Origin of the sequence: Dolichospermum sp. UHCC 0352 (assembly GCF_009711925.1) — a bacterium.
GTDB lineage: Bacteria > Cyanobacteriota > Cyanobacteriia > Cyanobacteriales > Nostocaceae > Dolichospermum > Dolichospermum lemmermannii.
On the sequence record NZ_VIKY01000170.1, the window covers coordinates 22,060 to 43,245 of the forward strand.

General features: G+C 38.7%; 13 protein-coding genes. 8 read left to right on the forward strand and 5 right to left on the reverse strand.

The features are described 5' to 3' along the window. Positions 1 to 62 precede the first annotated feature (62 nt). From FJR06_RS11690 to FJR06_RS11700, 3 genes are all read right to left on the reverse strand, one after another. Positions 63 to 2,729: a CHAT domain-containing protein gene (locus FJR06_RS11690; protein WP_168651478.1), complete on the reverse strand. Its 2,667-nt coding sequence runs from the start codon at positions 2,727 to 2,729 to the stop codon at positions 63 to 65. Between the two features lie 198 nt (positions 2,730 to 2,927). Continuing rightward, the gene (locus FJR06_RS11695) at positions 2,928 to 4,694 is read right to left on the reverse strand and encodes a ShlB/FhaC/HecB family hemolysin secretion/activation protein (RefSeq protein WP_168651479.1); all 1,767 of its coding nucleotides are present in this window, start codon (positions 4,692 to 4,694) and stop codon (positions 2,928 to 2,930) included. Beyond that, on the reverse strand, positions 4,691 to 9,088 hold the full coding sequence (locus FJR06_RS11700) for a filamentous hemagglutinin N-terminal domain-containing protein (protein ID WP_168651480.1): 4,398 nt from the start codon (positions 9,086 to 9,088) through the stop codon (positions 4,691 to 4,693). The genes FJR06_RS11695 and FJR06_RS11700 overlap by 4 nt, the downstream gene beginning before the upstream one ends. Before the next feature lie 77 nt (positions 9,089 to 9,165). Between FJR06_RS11700 and FJR06_RS11705 the strand changes: the two genes are divergently transcribed. The 8 genes from FJR06_RS11705 (at position 9,166) to FJR06_RS11740 (ending at position 15,981) form a co-directional block, all read left to right on the forward strand. After that, the gene (locus tag FJR06_RS11705) at positions 9,166 to 9,906 is read left to right on the forward strand and encodes a hypothetical protein (protein WP_015079548.1); all 741 of its coding nucleotides are present in this window, start codon (positions 9,166 to 9,168) and stop codon (positions 9,904 to 9,906) included. Positions 9,907 to 9,916: 10 nt separating this feature from the next. After that, a complete protein-coding gene (locus tag FJR06_RS11710) occupies positions 9,917 to 10,591 on the forward strand; it encodes a DUF4231 domain-containing protein (protein WP_015079547.1) in 675 nt (224 codons plus the stop codon). A gap of 44 nt (positions 10,592 to 10,635) precedes the next feature. Then, positions 10,636 to 11,850, forward strand: coding sequence for an acetate kinase (locus tag FJR06_RS11715; RefSeq protein WP_168651481.1), 1,215 nt, complete (start codon positions 10,636 to 10,638; stop codon positions 11,848 to 11,850). Between the two features lie 61 nt (positions 11,851 to 11,911). Next, positions 11,912 to 12,697, forward strand: coding sequence for a hypothetical protein (locus tag FJR06_RS11720; protein WP_168651482.1), 786 nt, complete (start codon positions 11,912 to 11,914; stop codon positions 12,695 to 12,697). Further along, positions 12,698 to 12,868 carry a hypothetical protein gene (locus tag FJR06_RS11725; protein ID WP_168651483.1) on the forward strand — a complete coding sequence of 57 codons (171 nt, stop codon included), beginning with the start codon at positions 12,698 to 12,700 and terminating at the stop codon, positions 12,866 to 12,868. Between the two features lie 196 nt (positions 12,869 to 13,064). Further along, positions 13,065 to 14,909: an ATP-dependent zinc metalloprotease FtsH3 gene (ftsH3, locus tag FJR06_RS11730; protein WP_168651484.1), complete on the forward strand. Its 1,845-nt coding sequence runs from the start codon at positions 13,065 to 13,067 to the stop codon at positions 14,907 to 14,909. A 291-nt stretch (positions 14,910 to 15,200) separates the two neighbouring features. Next, positions 15,201 to 15,515 (forward strand): hypothetical protein, encoded by a 315-nt coding sequence (locus tag FJR06_RS11735; RefSeq protein ID WP_168651485.1) that lies wholly within the window; start codon positions 15,201 to 15,203, stop codon positions 15,513 to 15,515. A gap of 13 nt (positions 15,516 to 15,528) precedes the next feature. Then, a complete protein-coding gene (locus FJR06_RS11740; protein ID WP_168651486.1) occupies positions 15,529 to 15,981 on the forward strand; it encodes a hypothetical protein in 453 nt (150 codons plus the stop codon). A 78-nt stretch (positions 15,982 to 16,059) separates the two neighbouring features. Here the strand turns inward: FJR06_RS11740 and glp are convergent, their stop codons facing one another. Beyond that, complete coding sequence (gene glp, locus FJR06_RS11745; RefSeq protein WP_168651487.1) at positions 16,060 to 17,286, reverse strand: gephyrin-like molybdotransferase Glp; 1,227 nt, start codon at positions 17,284 to 17,286, stop codon at positions 16,060 to 16,062. Positions 17,287 to 17,595: 309 nt separating this feature from the next. Next, positions 17,596 to 21,183 (reverse strand): hydantoinase B/oxoprolinase family protein, encoded by a 3,588-nt coding sequence (locus tag FJR06_RS11750; RefSeq protein WP_168651488.1) that lies wholly within the window; start codon positions 21,181 to 21,183, stop codon positions 17,596 to 17,598. Positions 21,184 to 21,186: the final 3 nt, after the last annotated feature.

Consider the following 21,186-nt stretch of genomic DNA (forward strand, 5'->3'; position numbering starts at 1 on the left):
TTAGTCATTGGTAAATTCTTTCTCCCTGCCTCCTGCCTCCTGCCTTCTACCTCCTACCTCTTTTAAAGCCAACTTCCAACTAATACATAAGGCGCCCAAAAACGCGGATGATCATAGTTGGGATCTTTTAGTAAAGCCTGTTGTGCTAGACGCAGTGCTTCGGCTCTGCTGATGTTGGGTTCTCCTAAGTGCTGGTAAAATTCTTTAATAAAGGGTACGCTTGACTGATCATCTAAATCCCATAAACTAGCGATCGCACTACTCGCTCCTGCTTGCACTGTTGTCCCTGCAATACCCATGACTTCTTGATCGTTTCCTGTAGCTGTTTGACAAGCGCTCAAAATTAATAGTTCAATGCCTTCATTAGCACTTTTCCTTTGGGTTCTGAACAGTCTATCAAATTCAGCAATTTTCAATTTTCCATCTGCTGTCACCACAAATGTATTTTCTCTATCAGCACCAAAAAAACCATGAGTGGCTAAATGGACGATATCAAATTTAGCAGTATTGAGTTTTTTATTGAAGTTTTGATTGGTAAATTCTTGTTCAGCAATCCAACTCACAGATACTCCTGTTTTCTGGATTTCTCTAACTTCTTGAGCAACACCTGGCAAAGAAGCAAAACCAGGAACGCTCTTAGGAGGATCTATTAAACTAGCTGCCAATATTTTCATTTCTTTTCTTTGTAAAGGCATAGGATCACGAACTTGTAAACCTAAAGCTAAAGAAACGGCGTATTTCTCCATCAAATACTTTTCTCCATCATAAAGTGCGGCCATAGGAATTCTCCGCAGTGAACCATCCAAAACAAAAATTAAAGTGTTAATTTTGCTTTTTTCTAGTTTTTCTTCTATTGGTTTAATTAGCCAGTTATAGACTTTTTGACCAGCGGTTTGGACTTCTTCATAAGCACCAGGATCTTGAAGAGATTTATACAAATTGGTTAAAGTATTTTCAATTTCTTGTTTGGATAATTTGGTCGCAGGATAGTGATATAAGTTGGGATTATTAGGTTCTCTGAGAATAACTTCTAAGCGATCATTCAAAATAATTGAGTAAATTACTGCGGCTGTTTTGTCTTTAGTATCAATCACCTCATCAAGTTGTAATTTACTATCTTGACAAGCTTGTTGCAAAAAGTTTTGTAATTTCGCTACTTGCAAAGTTTCTAATACTTGACGAGCTTGTTTGAGGTTGTCTTGACTAGGTTCTGGAGATTGTAATAACAAATTTACTAATCGGCGATATACAGGTTCGACACTTTCTTTGAATGAATACTGCACATCTGCACTACTAGCAACTAAATCACCCCGAATACTTTGGAGAGTATTAAATGCTTCAGTATATGTGGCGATAGCGAGGCGCTCCGTAGGAATCGCCCCTTTAATATCTCCTTGTTGATAGCATTCATTTTCACCTTGACAAAGAATCCGTCCGATTTGCCATTGCCAACGATAGGTGATATCTTGGGCTTGAATTGACTGTGATAAATTTAGGGCTTTTTGAGTTAAGTCTTGAGCAATATTCCACTGTTTTGTTAATTCATATATATGTCCTAAATTCCCCAAAACAAAAGATTGCGATCGCACATCTTGAATTTGTTCGGCTTGTTGACGAGCGACAGCTAAGATTTGGGCAATTGTTTGTAAATTTACGGGTTTTTCTTCATTTAATTTCATCAAACTTTGAGCAAAGTTTACCTGAGCATATATCCCCGCACGACCCAGAGATAATTTAGGAATTAGATTTTGGATTTGCGGATAAAGTAATTCAGCTTCTTGCCATTTTTCTATTTCTATCAATAATCGCAACCGATTAATTTTGGCTTTAATTTGAATTTGTATAGGAGTTTTATCAACTTCTGCTTTTTGATAAAAATTAATTGCTGCAACTTTTTTTTCTCTTGCTGCTGCAATATTTCCCTGGGCAGTTTTTACATTTGCGTCAGCACGGACAACATTACCTAAAGCAAGATAAGCCGATGCAATAATTTCTTGTGATTGTAGTTTTTGGCCAATTCTGAGACTTTCTTCAAAGTTTGATTTTGCTTTTTCCAAATCACCTAACACCCGAAGAGCGCCGCCTACATTACGAATATTAATAGCTTTAGTGAGTGAATCTGGTTGATTTTGCAAGGTTGCTGCTAAATTTTGAAAAACAGCATTTGCCCGTTTATATAATCCTAAATTCTGTAATGCTTGACCCTGGTTAATTCCCATCAGGATAGCTTTGTTACTATCTCCTAACTTTTGGTAAGTAGCTTCAGCTTGTTGCCAAGATAATACAGCATCTTCTGGTTTTCCCTGTGCCAGTTGTAGACTAGCTTTAACATCCCAAGCTTGCGCCCAAATAGCAGAACTTTGTGAATAATTAGGAGTTTTTTGCAGAATATTCATAGCTTCTACAATGGTTTTGTTAGCTTCTTGGATTTCTCCAGTTTGCTGATAATTCAGAGCCATATTAATCAATATAACAGCCTTTCCTAGCTGATCTCCATTACTTTGATAATCTTGTAAAGATTCTTTTAATAAAGTTATTGATTCAGCAAATCGTCCCTCTGTATATAAAAGTTGTGCTTGGGTTTCTTGGGAATTAATAACTGATTCAGGATTATTTTTCGCAATTACTGGTGAATTCAATATACAAATTATAGCTATGATCAAAGCTAAAAATATATAGCGAAGCCAGCGAGGCAATGATACAAGAAAACGGGTGATTGATAAATTCATTTTTAGTTAGTGAATGTTGATTATATGTAAGGGGAGAAGTCAGCCTGGGAATGAATTCCCATTCTTATAGCAAAAGTCATCTAAAGATGACTAAATAACCCAGAAATTTTATTAGTCCGTTAAAACGGACTTGAGCTATGAGACAGGGAATTTATTCCCTGGTGGGTGTGTATAGAGAATATTGAACAATTAAATCTATCAAGGACTGTATGTGAGAGAAAAATACAAACCATTTTCTTGCCATGTTTCCTTTTTGGAATTATTTTCTGTTAAGGGAATCCCCCAATCCAAACGAGCATTAAATTTACTACTTTGTCGCCATATTAGTCCTAAACCTGCTCCTAGTAAAGTATTATTATCAGGATTTGAGCCACCATTATTCCAGCCAGTTCCTAAATCGAAAAAAGGTGCTATTTGTAAAAGTCCTTGGAGTTTTGGAACTCGCAAAACTGGTAATCTTACTTCTGTAGACGCTAAAAAACCATTATCTGTTAATAAACTATCCTGACGATATCCGCGCAGGGTTTTTTGTCCACCTAAACCAAATTGTTCTAGTCCCAACAACTGCTTATTTGCTAATTGTAAATTTGTTTGCATTAACAATATGGTATCTGGTGCTAATTGACGCAGCCATTGTCCTTGTCCTCGCCAACTAAAAAAGCGACTATCAGGTTCATCATTATTAATAGTGGCATCTAAAATATTTAACCCTAAACTAAATTGAGAACGGGCTGTTAAAACTTGTTTACTACTGCGTTGACTCCATTCTTGAAAAAATCGCAATGCAGAAATTTTCGTTTTCCCATTATTATCTGCACCAACTCCTAGAGGAAAAGGGCCAATATTGTCAGTTCCCAAAAATGTTTGACTCATTTGTTGGCTGGCCGTGAGTCCCAAAGTAAATTCTTGAGTAGGCGTTTGTACGAGTGGCTGCCGAAATTGTAACTCGTAGAAGCGGGACTGAGAGGTAATATCTAAGGTATTAAAAGGACGTTCAATTACATTATTTCCTGTCGCACCATAGTTGAAAATTAATTTACCATTGCGGGCATTTACGGGCAAACTATAACTAATATCTATGCCATTACTTCCATCTGTATTCGTATAACCAAAATTGAAACCGTCTCCCAGTCCTAATAAATTGGCTTCATTAATATTAATTCGTCTTCGCAAACTGCCGACACTGGGACTGCGTTCATTATCTATAGATAGTTGAGTTTGGAAAGAATCAGCTTCAGTAACTTTAACTTCTAAAATATTTGTCCCTGGACGGATACCGGTTTGTAAATCCGCAGATATATTTTTAATTAGAGGGTCAAGTTGTAAGAGTTGCAATCCTATGAGGAGGCGATCGCGTGAAAATGGTTTACCAGCAGCTAGGGAAAGGCGATCGCTAATATAGCTACGATTTAAACGGCTTGTACCAGTAACATTAATCTTCTCTAAACTTCCTTCTACCAACTGCACCACCACCACACCATTCTTAATAGTTTGGATGGGAATAATTGCCCCAGATGTCACATAGCCTTTATCAACATATAATTTCGTAATCTGGGAACGGACTTGCAGCAGTTCAGTAAAGCTAATTTGCTTCTTCGTATAGGGTGCAGTTACTTTCGCCAATTCCTCAGCACTAAAAACCGTATTCCCAACAAACTCAAACCGTTCCACTACCAATGTTGTAGATAGGGTCTCTGGAGTCACTTGGGGTTGGTTCGGTATTGGTGATGGAATTGGGAGGAGTTGGTCAGGTGGTGGTAATACTGGCAGCGGTTGGGCTTCTGGTAGCGATTCTCTCGAAGGTGGTTTAACCTCTGGAGGTACTTGGGCTAATAAAGGTTGTGCATGGAGACTGGGAACAATAATTGATACCAATGGGAATATCACCCGCCAAAACCCAAATAGATGAGGTTTTGTAGCGGTTTCTAAAGTTATGCGAGTAGATGCGACACCAAGAAAATTCATAGTTTATGATGGTTCTGAGTAATCCTACATAATTGACTAGATAACCCAGAGTAGAAATTAGTAGAAATTACAGGTTGAGCAATTAAAACTATATCACCATTTGCATTCCGTACCATACCCTGAGCTTCTATTAAAGGAGCAGTAGTAGTAGGTACTACTCCTATCGGTAAAATTGCTCGATCACCTTTTTCTCTTGTCACCCATTTAGCTGGCAATGCCCCAACAGTCAGCACATCATCAGGACTAGGTGGCAGTCCTCCCCGTCCAGTAATGACAAATTCACTTTGACTCTGAGCCGAGTTACTATTATTAGAATTACAATCTTGAGCAATTAATCCTGATGGATCTATTAAATTTACAGGTATGGCCACAAGTCCCTGACTAGGATCAATCCCTAAACTTTGAATTGCTACAGTTCCATCTGTTCCCACATCAGAACTAGCAGTAATATCACTTGTCTTATTAGTCCGAATGGTTTGTAATTGGGCTGTATTTAATCTTCCTCTTGTTTCTAATCCCAGCACTCGAATCGCACTAATATCAATCTTGCCACCATTTCCACCAAAAGCATTAGCAATGATATCACTGTCTTCTGTGGAAACAGCAACTACATAACCATTTTTAGCATTAATAGTAATTTTCCCCCCATTGCCAGGATTATTTGCTGAACCTGCTGTAGTGGAAATTTCGCTGTTATGACGCAGGAGTAAATTTTCTGTTGTCACGTCAATATTACCACCATTACCACTGGCATTTTTAGCAGTAATAGCAGCATTATCTAGTTTGAGAAAATTAGTTTTCATAGTAATAGTTCCCGCAGAACTTGTATTTGCAGAACTGCTACTATCAACTTCTATTTTGGCATTATCTGTTAAATTAATGGCTGGGGAAATGATGGAAATATCACCGCCATTACCCGTTCCTGAACTTTCAACTGCTAATTTTCCTTGTCCGGTAATGTTAATATTTTGCGACGCTGTAATATTGACACTACCACCATTACCACTACCTTTAGTAAAAGCTGATATTTGTCCACTATTCTCTAATTTTAAATCACCAGTTTTTAAGATAATATCTCCGGCTTTTCCTGCACCTGTTGTATAGGCAAAAATGCCTGAAGGTTGACCTTGATTAGTAATATTTGCTTGAATGGGATTAGGTTCTAGAGAGATTTGCAGATTGTAGGATGTTGGTTTATTGGTTTTTGAGTCATTATCATAATAACTACTAGGAACACCTTTGCCATCAGAATTACTAACTTGAATATAATAAGTTCCCCCTTGAGTGAAAGCATATCTCAAATAGGGGTCTTCTTGCACAGTCATTCTAGGATCACTTCCTGTCGAACCAAGAGCATGGGGACTATCATCATTAGATGCTAATTCTTTCCCCTGGCTATCTAATAGGGTTAATTTTGTATTCACTGCTGGAAAGGTTTTGTAGTTAGGAGTATCTTCAGTTCCAGAGGAATTATTACCAGTATTATCAATATCAAGAACTGCTTTTGTCCCAGCATTTACTTTGATAGCATAAACATGAATTTGATCATCCCCTGTGCCACGGATAGAGGTATAGGGAACTCTAGTAGAATATTCTACATTGAGATTTATTTGATTCGGATTATCCAAGTGAAAATCACTGGCTTGAAGTTGCTGTGCTGTGGTGATAGAATTATTTGTCCCAATATCTGTGATTATTTGACTACTATAATCACTTTTAACTATATTTTGCGGTGGTAAAGCATTAGGATCGGGATTACTAGAATCAGGATCAACTCCATTGATGATGATACTATCACTAGCACTAACAGTAATTTCCCCTGCTTTTGATGTTCCTTTCCCTTCTGTTAAGGCTTGAATTTGACTGCCCTTTGATAAGGATAATATCCGAGAATTTAATTTTATATTGCCACTATTTCCTGATGCTGTTTTTGTGGCTGATGTACTAATAATACTATGAGTCAGAGATATGTTGCCATTGGTGACATCTAAAGAGATATTCCCCGCATTGCCTTTATCGGTGGTTAAACTTTGCAAACTACTACCATCTTTTAAAGAGACATTTTCAGCAATAATTTTAATATTACCTGCATTACCACTGCTATAAGTTCCGGTATTAATCACAGCATAGTTAGTGAGATTAAGATTTTGTGCTTTAATCTCAATATTACCACCTTGTCCTGTGCTACCTGGTTCTAATGTGGTAAATAACCGACTATTATTTAAGTTAATATCCCCTGTTGAATTTAATTCTATTTGTCCAGACTTACCACTACCATAACTGGAACTACTAAGATCACTATTTATTAATTGTATCCAGGGTGAATCTAATTTAATTAGACCGCCATTGCTACCATCATTTCCATCGCTATTAATCACAATACCATTGATATTTAATTTATCTCCAGTAAGTTCAATTGTTCCGCCATTTGCTCCTTTTCCCGTCCCCCCACCATTTCCTGCTGTGCCTGAACCTGAATATGAGGAGGAGTATAGGGATTGAGTGTTGATATTGCCACCAGCAGTCAGAGTCATCCCCCCACCATTTCCTGCTGTGCCTGAAGATGAATATGAGGAGGAGTATAGGGATTGAGTGTTGATATTGCCACCAGCAGTCAGAGTCATCCCCCCACCATTTCCTGCTGTGCCTGAAGATGAATATGAGGAGGAGTATAGGGATTGAGTGTTGATATTGCCACCAGCAGTCAGAGTCATCCCCCCACCATTTCCTGCTGTGCCTGAAGATGAATATGAGGAGGAGTATAGGGATTGAGTGTTGATATTGCCACCAGCAGTCAGAGTCATCCCCCCACCATTTCCTGCTGTGCCTGAATTTGAATCTGAGTAGGAGTTTAGCGATTGAGTCTCGATATTGCCACCAGCAGTCAGAGTCATCTCCCCGCCATTTCCTGCTGTGCCTGAATCTGAATATGAGTAGGAGTTTAGCGATTGAGTCTCGATATTGCCACCAGCAGTCAGAGTAATCTCCCCGCCATTTCCTGCTGTGCCTGAATCTGAATATGTTGAGGAGTTTAGCGATTGAGTCTCGATATTGCCACCAGCAGTCAGAGTCATCTCCCCGCCATTTCCTGCTGTGCCTGAATCTGAATATGTGGAGGAGTTTAGCGATTGAGTCTCGATATTGCCACCAGCAGTCAGAGTCATCTCCCCGCCATTTCCTGCTGTGCCTGAATCTGAATATGAGTAGGAGTTTAGCGATTGAGTCTCGATATTGCCACCAGCAGTCAGAGTAATCTCCCCGCCATTTCCTGCTGTGCCTGAATCTGAATATGTTGAGGAGTTTAGGGATTGAGTAGAGATATTGCCTTGAGTGGTTTTAAGGGAGATTGCACCCCCATTTTCTGAAATAGAAGAGGAGTTAATATTACCCGTAGTAATATCATGGATGGCATTTACAGTGATCAATCCAGGATTAACGCCACTGGACGAGGTGATATTTATTTCCCCTCCTTTGGTACTAATATCTTTGATATTAATATTGTCTTTTGCTTGCAAATCTACTAATAATCCAGGTATTGTAGTTGATATATTTCCGCTTCCTGTAATTGTCCCAACTGCATTTAATAATAAACTGGGATCATTAGAGGTAATATTCGGATCTGTATTATTAATTTCTATTTTTCCGTAATTAATATTTCCTCCGGCTTTTCCTTGGAGAGAAATTCCTGTATAGTCTCCAATGTTTAAATCTTGGTTTGCCTCTAATGTAGCTGTTTGAGCTTGTAATTGCCCCTCTAACTTCACATTTCCCGCACTGAATGTCAAATCTTTTCCTACTTCTAAATTCCCCTGACTACTAATATCTCCAGGTTGCGAACCAAACTGCACCCCAACAGGTACACTCATTGTCAATAATGGCATTTGAGGATTAGTTGCACTAAACTCATTACCACCTGGAAATATAAAACTATTAGCTGTACTGGCAAAAAATGCCCCTTTAATATCTAACTGGGCATCTTTCCCAAAAATAATCCCATTGGGATTGAGTAAATATAAATTTGCAGTTCCATTTACTCCTAACGTTCCCAAAATATGAGAAACGTTATTTCCTGTCACTCGACTAAAAATATTATTTATCCCTGAAGGGTTGGCAAAATATACTGACTGTAGGTTATTGACATTAAATTCTGAGAAGCTATGAAATAGACTGCTTCCCCTTTGTGCGCCACCTTCTATTAAGTTAGCAGGAGTAACACGGGAGCTTTCATTGCCCAAAGTGGCATCAGGTGTAATTTGTGCTATAGCTATTTTTGCAGGAGATAGAAGCAAGACAGCCAATAAGGCAAGTGTCCTCAGTGCCGAAGAAGATCCCTGATTTTTCCCTATAGCAGAAAAACTAACTTTGCATTGACTAAAATTTTTAGTGTTACTCACAGTAAATTAATGATATTGTACTGTTATTGACAATTAAATATACTAAGTTTTAACTTAAAATAAGTCAAGTTGGATAAATGGAAAATTTTTTTAAGCTTGCTTTTAATCAAGAGCAAACAGCGATCGCAATTAGGGTATCCGAAGTTGCTGAATTGCCTACTGCACTGGGACAAATGAGCCTTGGTGATTCCCGTCCTATTTTAGTCATAGTCGGGGGTGCAAGTCAGATTAGCGATGCTGATTTTCTCCGTATCCAAAGCTTGTTTGTGGAAGTGTTAGCCCCAATTGCCGAAACCTTGGGCGCTTATGTTGTTGATGGAGGTACAGATGCGGGGGTAATGCGATTAATGGGTTATGCCCGTAATCAAATAAATGCCCAATTTGCTTTGATTGGTGTAGCACCAATCGGCAAAGTGATTCTACCTGAGCAAACTACGACACCATCTGATGATGCTTCACCCCTACAGGCTGATCATACTCATTTTGTGTTAGTTCCTGGCAACAATTGGGGCGATGAATCTCCTTGGATAGTAGAGGTTGCCACTGTTTTAGCAGAGGCTTCTCCATCACTAACGGTGCTGATTAACGGGGGGGAAATTACATTTGTGGATGCTTTGAATAGTGTTACTGCTGGTAGGTTGGTAATGGCGATCGCTGGTAGTGGCAGAACCGCAGATAAACTTGCTTTGGCTGTAGGTGGAAATACTACCGATGAACGAGCTACAAAATTAGCTGCATCAGGTAAATTGCAAACAATTAACTTAGACGCGGAAAAAGAAGAGTTAACCAAAACAATTACTAATTTACTTTCTAGTTAAGGAGTGCATCATGGCTAAAAAAGACCCTTATCGGGAGTTTTTAAAGAAAGATTTTGGCGAGATTTTTGATACATTGAAACTGCCAGCTTTACAAAGAAAGTTTTTAAATTCTCGGTGGTTAGATCAAGTTCTCTGGATGGAAGCACAAGCAGGCCAGGCGCGAAATCGGTATTACACCGCTAGGCTGATGACGATTGTTGGTGGTATAGTTCTTCCTGCTTTGGTGAGTCTAAATCTGAATAATGGTAAAGTCCGAGATACTCTTGTTTGGTCAACTTTTGGTCTTAGTCAAGTTGTAGCAATTAGCGCTGCGGTGGAAGAATTTTTTCACTATGGAGAACGCTGGCGACACTATCGCCGCACAGTAGAATCTTTGAAAACCCAAGGTTGGCAATTTTTTCAATTGAGTGGTTCTTATGTAACTTATAAAACTCATGAAGAGGCATTTACCATTTTTGCCAGCCAGATAGAAGAAATTATTCAACGGGATGTAGAAATTTACGCTACCCAAGTTGTACAAGAGAAGAAACAGGAAGAAAACAAGAATAATGAAAATGGTAGTAATAATGATCAATCAGGAACTTCTAAAAGCAGTTCTAGTACAACCACTTATAAAGATGATTCTGTCGCCCTAACTTGGGGTGATAATTCCGTTTCTAAAGGTGGCAAATCTGCGGTTAATTAACGGTAGCTGGACAGCTAAATATTAGGAACAGGGAATTGGAATTTATGAAAATACTCATCCTCAATGCCGGTTCTAGCAGCCAAAAGAGTTGTCTGTATAACATTACAACCCCGATTCCTAATTTAGCCCCCCAACCTCTGTGGGAAGGAAAAATAAATTGGACTCAAGACCAAAATCAGGCAGAAATTACAGTCAAAACAGCTACGGGTGCAACACTGCAAGAAACCATTTCTGGTGATTCTCGACAGGTGCAATTTACTCATTTGTTATCTACTCTTATTAATGGTGAAACCAAGGTAATTGATGATTTAGCAGCCATAGATGTGGTAGGACATCGAGTGGTACATGGTGGTGAAGATTACCAGAATGCTGTAATAATTACGGAAGATGTGAAACAGGCGATCGCTCACCTATGTAATCTAGCCCCAGCCCATAATCCAGCCGCTTTAGCTGGCATTGAAGCCATTGAAAATAGTCTGGGGAATATCACCCAAATTGCAGTTTTTGATACCGGATTTCACCACACGTTACCCGATGCCGCAGCCATCTATCCTATCCCCTATCAATTAGTAGAACAAGGTATCCGTCGTTACGGCTTTCATGGTATCAGTCATCAGTATTGTGCAAATCGAGCCGCGGAAATTCTTGGTCAAGATTTACAATCTCTACGGATAATTACCTGTCATTTAGGTAATGGTTGTTCTTTAGCCGCCATCAAAAATGGTTGCAGTATTGACACAACAATGGGATTTACTCCCCTGGATGGTTTAATGATGGGTAGCCGCAGTGGTTCAATTGATCCAGGGATTTTAATTTATTTACTGCGACAGTATAATTACTCCAGTCAAGAATTAGATAATGTGTTAAATAAGGCTTCTGGATTAAAAGGTATTTCTGGAATATCTAGTGATTTAAGGGAGGTGATAGCCGCAAAAGACCAAGGTAATCAACGCGCTCAACTAGCTTGGGATATATACGTACATCGTCTCCGGGCTGGTATCGGGGCAATGTTGGCTAGTTTAGCCGGTTTAGATGTTTTAGTTTTTACGGCTGGAGTCGGTGAAAACTCCCCAGGAATCCGTCAAGCAGCTTGTGAAGCCTTGGGATTTTTGGGACTAAAAATTGATGCTGATAAAAACCAGCGCCAACCTATTGATGTTGATATTGCCACATCTGATTCAACCGTGCGAGTATTAGTCATAGAAACTCAAGAAGATTGGGCAATAGCTCAAAAATGTTGCCAATTGGTGCAACAATAATAAAATTGAGGGACTATGGTCATTTTTAATTTTTAATTATGAATTTTTAATTACTGGAAGTATGTTCTTATCTCGTGAAGCTATTACCACACCTTTAGTCGTTTGCTTGTGTATTACCAGTATTAGCTTAATACAAATACCAAAGCTGCAAAAACTATTAACCAGTCAACAATCTATTTCTGTTGAAACTCTGGAAAAAGACCTCAAAAAAGAAAGTCTTCGCTTGAACTTACTGAAAAATGTACCTAGTTTTAGTTATAAAAACCTGATTGCAGATTGGGTATATATTGATTTTTTGCAATTCTTTGGCGATGATGAAGCCAGAGATAGAACAGGGTATCGTCTCAGTCCAGAATATTTTGAAGTTATTTTAGGACGTGACCCCCGTTTTCTAGACGCTTACCTAGGACTTTCTGTAAGTAGCTCTTTATACGGTGGGATGCCAGAAAAATCTATAGCTTTAATGGACAAAGGATTAAAATCTTTATCTCCACAATTACCCAACAAATCCTATTATATCTGGCGTTATAAAGGCACAGATGAGTTATTGTTTTTAGGTAATGCTCAAGCAGCCCAAACATCTTTTCTCAAAGCCGCAGAGTGGGCTAACACTTATACTGACGCGGAAAGCAAGCAAGCAGCATTTAGTTCTCAAAAAACCGCTGAGTTTCTCAGTAAAAACCCAGATAGTAAATCAGCCCGTATTTCTACATGGATGATGGTTTTAAATAATAAAGTTGATCAAAAGACTCGCAAACGAGCCATTCGGGAAATTGAAGCTTTAGGAGGGGGGATAGTCACTAATCCCAACGGTACAAGTAGTATTAAATTACCAGAAAAAGATTAATTGGTCAGTGGTCAGTGGTCAGTAGGGGCGAAGCATTTGCAAGATAAATTATCGGTCATTGCCAAAAATAGTTCTCCAAATGCTTCGCCCGTACAGTGGTCAGTTGTCAAGAAAGAGACAATAGACAATAAATATTTTCCCTGCTCCCTGCCCCTGCCTCTTTTCTCCTGACTCCTGCTGAGAATCGCTACAATAGAACTCCTATCATTCTCATGTTTTAGAATTGCAGGAGGTGGGAGATAATTTTTAGCATGACAGGAGGATTATTTTGAGATATCTTAAAATAAGTTAACATAATTATCATAATGTCCTCTTTCTTAGAGAAGCTAAGTATAAGCAGCAAACCAGTACAGGAGAATCAACATCAGTGAATAATAAAAGATGGAGAAATACGGGGCTGTACGCGCTCCTTTTTATAGTTGTTATTGCCCTAGGAACAGCATTTTTTGACAAACAACCCCAAAGCCGGGAAACATGGCGCTACAGCCAGTTTATCCAAGAAGTTAAACAAGGCAGAGTTGAGAGAGTTAGTTTGAGTTCTGACCGTTCTACAGCTTTGGTAACACCCAAATATGATCCTAATAAAAAGATCGTTACCTTAGTTAACGACCCAGATTTAATCAATACTCTGACAAATAAAGGTGTTGATATTGCCGTATTACCTCAAGCAGACGAAGGATTTTGGTTTAAAGCTCTCAGCAGCTTATTCTTCCCTGTATTGCTGCTAGTTGGTCTATTTTTCCTTCTCCGTCGCGCTCAAGGTGGACCAGGTAGCCAAGCCATGAACTTTGGTAAATCTAAAGCCAGAGTGCAAATGGAACCCCAAACTCAAGTGACATTTGGGGACGTTGCGGGTATTGACCAAGCCAAATTAGAACTAAATGAAGTTGTAGACTTTTTGAAAAATGCCGATCGCTTTACCGCTATTGGTGCAAAAATTCCTAAAGGTGTACTTTTAGTTGGTCCTCCTGGTACTGGTAAAACCCTGCTTGCGCGGGCTGTTGCTGGAGAAGCAGGTGTTCCTTTCTTCTCAATTTCCGGTTCTGAATTTGTGGAAATGTTTGTGGGTGTGGGTGCTTCTCGCGTCCGCGATTTATTTGAACAAGCAAAAACTAATGCTCCTTGTATCGTCTTTATTGATGAAATTGACGCGGTAGGTCGTCAACGGGGTGCTGGTTTGGGTGGTGGTAATGACGAACGGGAACAAACCCTCAACCAGTTACTAACGGAAATGGATGGTTTTGAAGGTAACACTGGCATTATTATTATTGCTGCTACCAACCGTCCTGACGTATTAGACGCGGCTTTATTACGTCCTGGTCGTTTTGACCGTCAAGTTGTGGTAGACCGTCCTGACTACGCTGGAAGAAGCGAAATTCTCCGAGTTCATGCTCGTGGTAAAACTTTATCTAAAGATGTAGACTTGGATAAAATTGCCCGTCGGACTCCTGGTTTTACCGGTGCAGATTTATCTAACTTACTCAACGAAGCGGCAATTTTAGCCGCCCGTCGGAATTTAACGGAAATTTCGATGGATGAAATTAATGATGCAATTGATCGTGTATTAGCGGGTCCGGAAAAGAAAGACCGGGTAATGAGCGAAAAGCGCAAAACTTTGGTTGCATACCATGAAGCAGGTCACGCTTTAGTTGGGGCTTTAATGCCTGACTATGACCCTGTGCAAAAGATTAGCATTATTCCCCGTGGTCAAGCTGGTGGTTTAACTTGGTTTACCCCTAGTGAAGACCGTATGGACACTGGTTTATATAGCCGTGCTTATTTGGAAAATCAAATGGCTGTGGCTTTAGGTGGTCGTCTCGCTGAAGAAATTATCTTTGGTGAAGAGGAAGTTACTACTGGTGCTTCTAACGATTTACAGCAAGTTGCCAGAGTCGCTAAACAAATGATAACTCGGTTTGGCATGAGCGATCGCTTGGGTCCAGTAGCCCTTGGTCGTCAACAAGGAAATATGTTCCTGGGTCGAGATATTATGTCAGAACGCGACTTTTCAGAAGAAACCGCTGCTGCTATTGATGAAGAAGTGCGGAAGTTAGTTGATACGGCTTACATTCGAGCTAAAGAAGTTTTAGTCAATAACCGCAAGGTTTTAGATGAAATTGCTCAAATGCTGATTGAAAAAGAAACCGTTGACGCTGAGGAATTACAACAAATCCTTGGTAACAACGATGTGAAAATGGCAGCTTTTGCGTAATTTTTCTTGAACTTTGAAAAAGGGTAATTCTGGTTTTTCTGGAATTACCCTTTTTTTTGAAGTTATAGTTGAATTTTTCTCTCTGCGCTCTCTGCGTCTCTGTGGTTCGATTCAAAAATAATTTATCTAACCACAGAGGCACAGAGGACACAGAGAGAGAAAATAGAGAGTTTTTTGCATCAGTTTTGAGATATTTTTTATTTAGAAGTCCCTAAACTTGCATGATACTATTGTTTAATTTATTATTCGATTCCATAAAAACATCTGTAGAGCAGTAACCCGTTATATATCATGGAAGTTTTACCATTACCCAATAATTGGCAAGATATTCAACCTGACGTTGTATATTCTTCGACTTATGATTTGCAAGTTTCATTTAGCGACGAACAAATAAAATTAGGTATAAGATATGATAGTAAAGGAAAGCATTTAAAGGCAATTGCGAAAGGGTTAGTACACCCACAGGGTAGTAGTGGGCTTGTTGATTCTCAAGAAAAAGGATATAATTTAAAGTCTAAAGTGTTAGGTAGCGGTGGTGATAGACGGTTTCACGCCAAATATGTTAATGGTATATTACATTTTCCTGGTTTTGTAACACAACATTAATCTAGAATAGATTATGACTACACTTAAATTGAAAAATCACAAAATCTGGCAAGATTTAACTGAGGTATTAGAAAATTTAGATCCTAATTCTCTTGTTCAAAAACACCTTCAACGCTGCTGTTATACAATCAATGGTTATTGGGATGAACAGGATGAATATTATGACTCAATTAGCTTACCTCACACCATAGAAGCAGAATTAGTTAGTAGTTTTGTAGGTGTTACCCAAGATAAACGTTTTCTAAAACTCAAATTTTCTCTTATTGGTACTACTACTATTTATGCTAAAATGATACCTCATGATCCCCATGATAAATCTTACCCATTCGGAAGTCCAATTATTCAAAATATAGGTGAGTTAGTTCTTATCTATAATGAAAATCTAGAATTAATTGATGAAAATTGGCTTTTAGATATAGATTCTCCTCTACTTGTGCTTGATAAAAGACAAGTTACTAACACCTGAGTAAATGAACCACGAAGGAACGTTCGCGCAGCGTCCCGTAGGGATAGAACACGAAAGAAGAAAAGAAGAAGGTTTATTTTATCCTATTTGTAAAACTAAAGTTTCTTCTCCTGGTGAAATTAAGGTTTTTCCTACTGGTAAAATGGCTAAAGCATTTGTTTGGGATAAGTTAATTAAGTTCCCAGAATTTAAATTACCACCAGCTTGATGAAATTCATAAATACCATTATTTAAATTTAAAGTACCCCAAATATAAGTTTCCATTTTTCCGTTAGATTTTAATTCGGAATGGGATTTTACTTTTAAAAGTTTTGCTTCCCAACCTTGATTAATTCCTGAAAGTTTTTTAATTGTCGGTTCTACAAATCTCCAAAATGTGACTAATGCAGAAACGGGATTTCCTGGTAAACCAAAATAAAGGGAATTAGGAAATGTGGCAAATGTGAGGGGTTTTCCTGGACGCATTTGCACGGCGCAAAAATGGATTTCTGCCCCCAAAGATGCTAAAATTCTATCAATATAATCATAATCACCGACGGAAACTCCACCAGAAGAAAGAACTATATCAGCATGATTAATGGCATAATTTATAGTTTCTGTTAAAGCAATTTGATTATCTTTAACAATTCCTAACATTAACACTTCTGCACCCAATTCTTTGACTAAAGCGGCTAAAGCATATTGGTTAGAATCTACTATTTGTCCAGGTTTTAGGGTTTGTTCTGGTGTTACCAATTCGTCACCGCTGGAAAAAATTGCCACTCGTGGACGACGGAAAACACTGATTTTAGATAATTGCGCTGCGGCTAAAATAGCAATTTCTGCTGCATTCAGGGGAATTCCTGCTGGTAAAAGTTCTTTTCCGGCTTGGTAAAAGTCTCCTTGGTGTCTGACAAATTCTTGGGGTTGCGGTGTAGCTAAGATAAAAACTTGATTGTCCTGTAAATTAGTTTTTTCCTGCATAATTATAGTATCTGCACCTTTTGGGATGATTGCACCAGTGAAAATCCTGGCTGCTTGTCCTGGTTTAATAGTAATTTGGGGTTGATATCCTGCGGGAATCTCTTCGACAACTTCCAATATGGTAGGATTTTCAGGATTTGAATTTTGCACATCTTCATAACGTACAGCAAAACCATCCATTGCGGAATTATCCCAATGGGGAAAATCTAAAGAACTAATGACAGAAGTTGCTAAAATGCGGTGAGATGCTGTTAATAAATCCACAATTTCAATATCATGTTGTTGATTTAAAGGTTGGACAGCATTGAAAATAATAGTTTCGGCATCTTGGACTGATAACATAATGAATAAGTAGGTTAGCGTTAAAAATTGTCGTTATAGCAAGGCAAAAGGCAAGGGGGAAGAAGTTTTCAGCGATTTTACATTTCTTTACACTGAATAGAAATTTAATAGTTAATTAGTGAGCAGATACCCAACTTCTACTTTAGAATTAGATTATGTATCATATATTTATTTAACTTACCTTTGGGGGTTAAAGTCCCCTGCTTCTACAAGCAGCGGGTTTTGCGTCGGGGTAAAATCCCCGTTGCAAAACGTAATTCTAAATTCTAAATTCTAAATTCTGCATTCTTTTAAGAAGTTGGGGATATTTTATATCTCCCCATAACCACCACCTCCTGGAGTTTCAATGACAAATATATCTCCAGGATTCATTTCTACCACAGCTTTACTTCCTAATTTTTTCACAGTTCCATTATTTCTTTCTACATAATTTTTACCTATCATACCTGCTTTCCCACCACATAAACCAAAAGGGGGAATAACCCGATGATTTGCTAAAATTCCCGCTGTCATATTTTCCAAAAACCGCAACCGTCGAATTACACCATTTCCACCGTGATATTTACCTTTTCCTCCGCTATTTTCCCGAATTGCAAAACTTTCTAAAATTACCGGAAACCGCCATTCTAAAACTTCAGGATCTGTTAATCTAGAATTAGTCATGTGGGTATGAACTGCGTCTGTTCCATTGAAATCTTCACCCGCACCAGAACCACCACAGATAGTTTCATAATATTGATATTTCGTATTACCAAAAGTAAAATTATTCATCGTTCCTTGGGAAGCAGCTAACACACCCAAAGCCCCATATAAAGCATCTGTAATTGCTTGGGAAGTTTCCACATTTCCCGCAACTACCGCAGCCGGATAATGGGGATTTAACAGACAACCTTGAGGAATAATCACTTCCAACGGTTTCATACATCCTGCATTTAAAGGAATATCATCATTTACCAAAGTGCGGAAAACATATAAAACTGCTGCTTTACAAACTGCTGATGGTGCGTTAAAGTTATTATTTAATTGCGGTGAAGTCCCAGTAAAGTCTATTTTAGCATTTCTGAGTTTTTTATCAATAGTAATTTTAACTTTGATCATACTTCCATCATCCAAAGCATAACTAAAACTCCCATCTTTTAAAACTTCAATTACTCGACGAACTGATGCTTCGGCATTATCTTGGACAAAACCCATATAAGCTTGCACAGTTTCTAAGCTGTAGTGTTCTACCATTTTCAATAATTCTTTAACTCCCAGTTCATTCGCTGCAATTTGCGCTTTTAAATCGGCGATATTTTGAGGAATATTCCTCGCTGGGTAAGGTTCACTGCTGAGTAAATTAATTAATTCCTGTTCGCAGAAAACCCCAGAATTAACTAATTGAAAATTATCTAATAAAATCCCTTCTTCTGTGACACTTGTACTATAAGGTGGCATAGAACCGGGAGTTATTCCCCCAATATCTGCATGATGTCCCCGTGAAGCTACATAAAAAATAGGAAGATGAGAATTAAGAAATATCGGAGTAATAACTGTAATATCTGGAAGATGAGTTCCCCCATTGTAGGGATTATTAGCAGCGAAAACATCACCAGGTTGAATATTATTTTTATGAGTGGAAATTAAAGCCTGAATACTTTCACTCATGGAACCTAAATGTACAGGAATATGGGGGGCATTTGCGACCAATTGTCCATGGTTATCGAAAATCGCACAGGAAAAATCGAGCCTTTCTTTGATATTCACAGAAGAACTGGTATTTTGTAATGTTATTCCCATTTGTTCAGCAATTGCCCGAAACAAATTATTGAAAATTTCCAACATGACAGCATCAGGATTTTCAATTTTCTCATTTGTATTTTCCACTGACAACTGACTACTAACAACTGACAAAACCAAATTCTGAATATTAGTTAATTCTGCTTGCCAATGGGGTTCAATAATATTTGTACCCGTCGCTTCTACAATAATTGCCGGTCCAGAAATACAGTCTCCCGGTTGTAAATTCTCCCGACGATAAACTGGGGTATCCCACCATTTCCCAGCAGTAAACATCTGTACGGTTGTATCTGCAATCGGTAAATTATCATTTATCCGAGAAATTACAGATGCAAATGGGGCATCATGATGTAATACTAACTCCACCGTCACCGCTTCCACAATCAAGGGTTTTTCCTCGGCAATAAAGCCGTAACGCTGACGATGTAACTCTGCAAACTGATTCTGCATTGCTGCTAAATCGGCAAAATTCACCACCAAAGCCGCATCTGTTCCTTCATATCTTAAATACAGCTTTTTATACATTTGAATCCCTGTATTACCAGGATCTTGACGGTTTAATTCTTTTTTTCCCTCTGCTGCTAATTCTGTAAATACTACTTTTAAATTTGACAATATCCCTAATTCTAAAACCGCTTCAATAGCTTTTTCTTTTAACACCCTCACATCTGCCAAACCCATACCATAAGCAGATAAAACTCCAGAATAGGGATGAATAAATACCTGTTTCATTCCCAAAGCGTCAGCAATTAAACAAGCGTGTTGTCCACCTGCACCACCAAAACAGCATAAAGTATACTCAGATACATCATAACCACGTTGGAGGGAGATTTTTTTAATCGCATTGGCCATTTTATCAACGGCAATGGTAATAAAACCCGTTGCTACTTGTTCCGCTGTGCGATTATCACCAATTTCTTCTACCAATTCCGCAAATTTACTCTTGACAATTTCCACATTCAATAATTTGTCAGCATTTGCTCCAAATACTTGAGGGAAAAAAGCAGGTTGCAACTTACCTACCATGACATTACAGTCTGTCACCGTTAGGGGTCCGCCTTTGGAGTAGGAAGCAGGACCGGGATTTGCACCGGCTGATTCTGGTCCAACGCGATAACGAGAACCATCAAAATGTAAAATTGAACCGCCACCCGCTGCAACGGTATGAATAGCCATCATTGGAGTTCGTAACCTAACTCCAGCCACTTCTGTTTCTAAGGTACGTTCATATTCACCATTGTAATGAGCAACATCCGTAGATGTACCACCCATATCAAAACTGATAATTTTATGAAATCCTGCCATCAGACTAGTTTGGACTGCACCAACGATTCCCCCCGCCGGACCGGACAAGATACTATCTTTACCAAGAAAAGTTGCTGCGTCAGTTAAGCCTCCATGAGATTGCATAAACTGGAGAGTAACGTTTTTTCCTAACTGACTCGCTACCTGATTCACATATCTTCGTAAAATCGGCGATAAATAAGCATCAACTACCGTTGTATCACCACGACTGACCAATTTCATTAAGGGGGTAATTTCGTGAGATACGGAAACTTGAGTAAAGCCAATGTTTTTAGCGAGGTTAGCAACCTGTTTTTCATGGTTGGTGTAGCGATAACCGTGCATAAAAACAATTGCACAGGAACGAATACCGTCATTATAGGCTGTTTGCAGTTGAGGAGGAATGGCATCTAAATTTAAATTAACTAATACATCACCTTGGGCGTTGTAACGTTCTTCTACTTCAATTACTTGTTCATATAACATTTCTGGTAAAATAATCTGCCGGGCAAAAATATCGGGACGGTTTTGATAGGCGATTTTTAAAGCATCTCGAAAGCCTTTGGTGATGAGTAAAACAGTTCTATCCCCTTTTTTTTCCAGTAGGGCATTTGTAGCTACTGTTGTTCCCATTTTGACAATTGTGATTTCCTCTGAAGGAATAGTTTCATGATCTGAAATGCCTAAAAGTTCCCGAATTCCCTGTATTGCTGCATCGGTGTAACGTTCGGGATTTTCGGATAATAGTTTGTGAATTTGTAATTTACCGTCGGGGCATTTGGCGACAATATCAGTAAATGTACCACCCCTATCAATCCAAAATTCCCAAGTCATTGT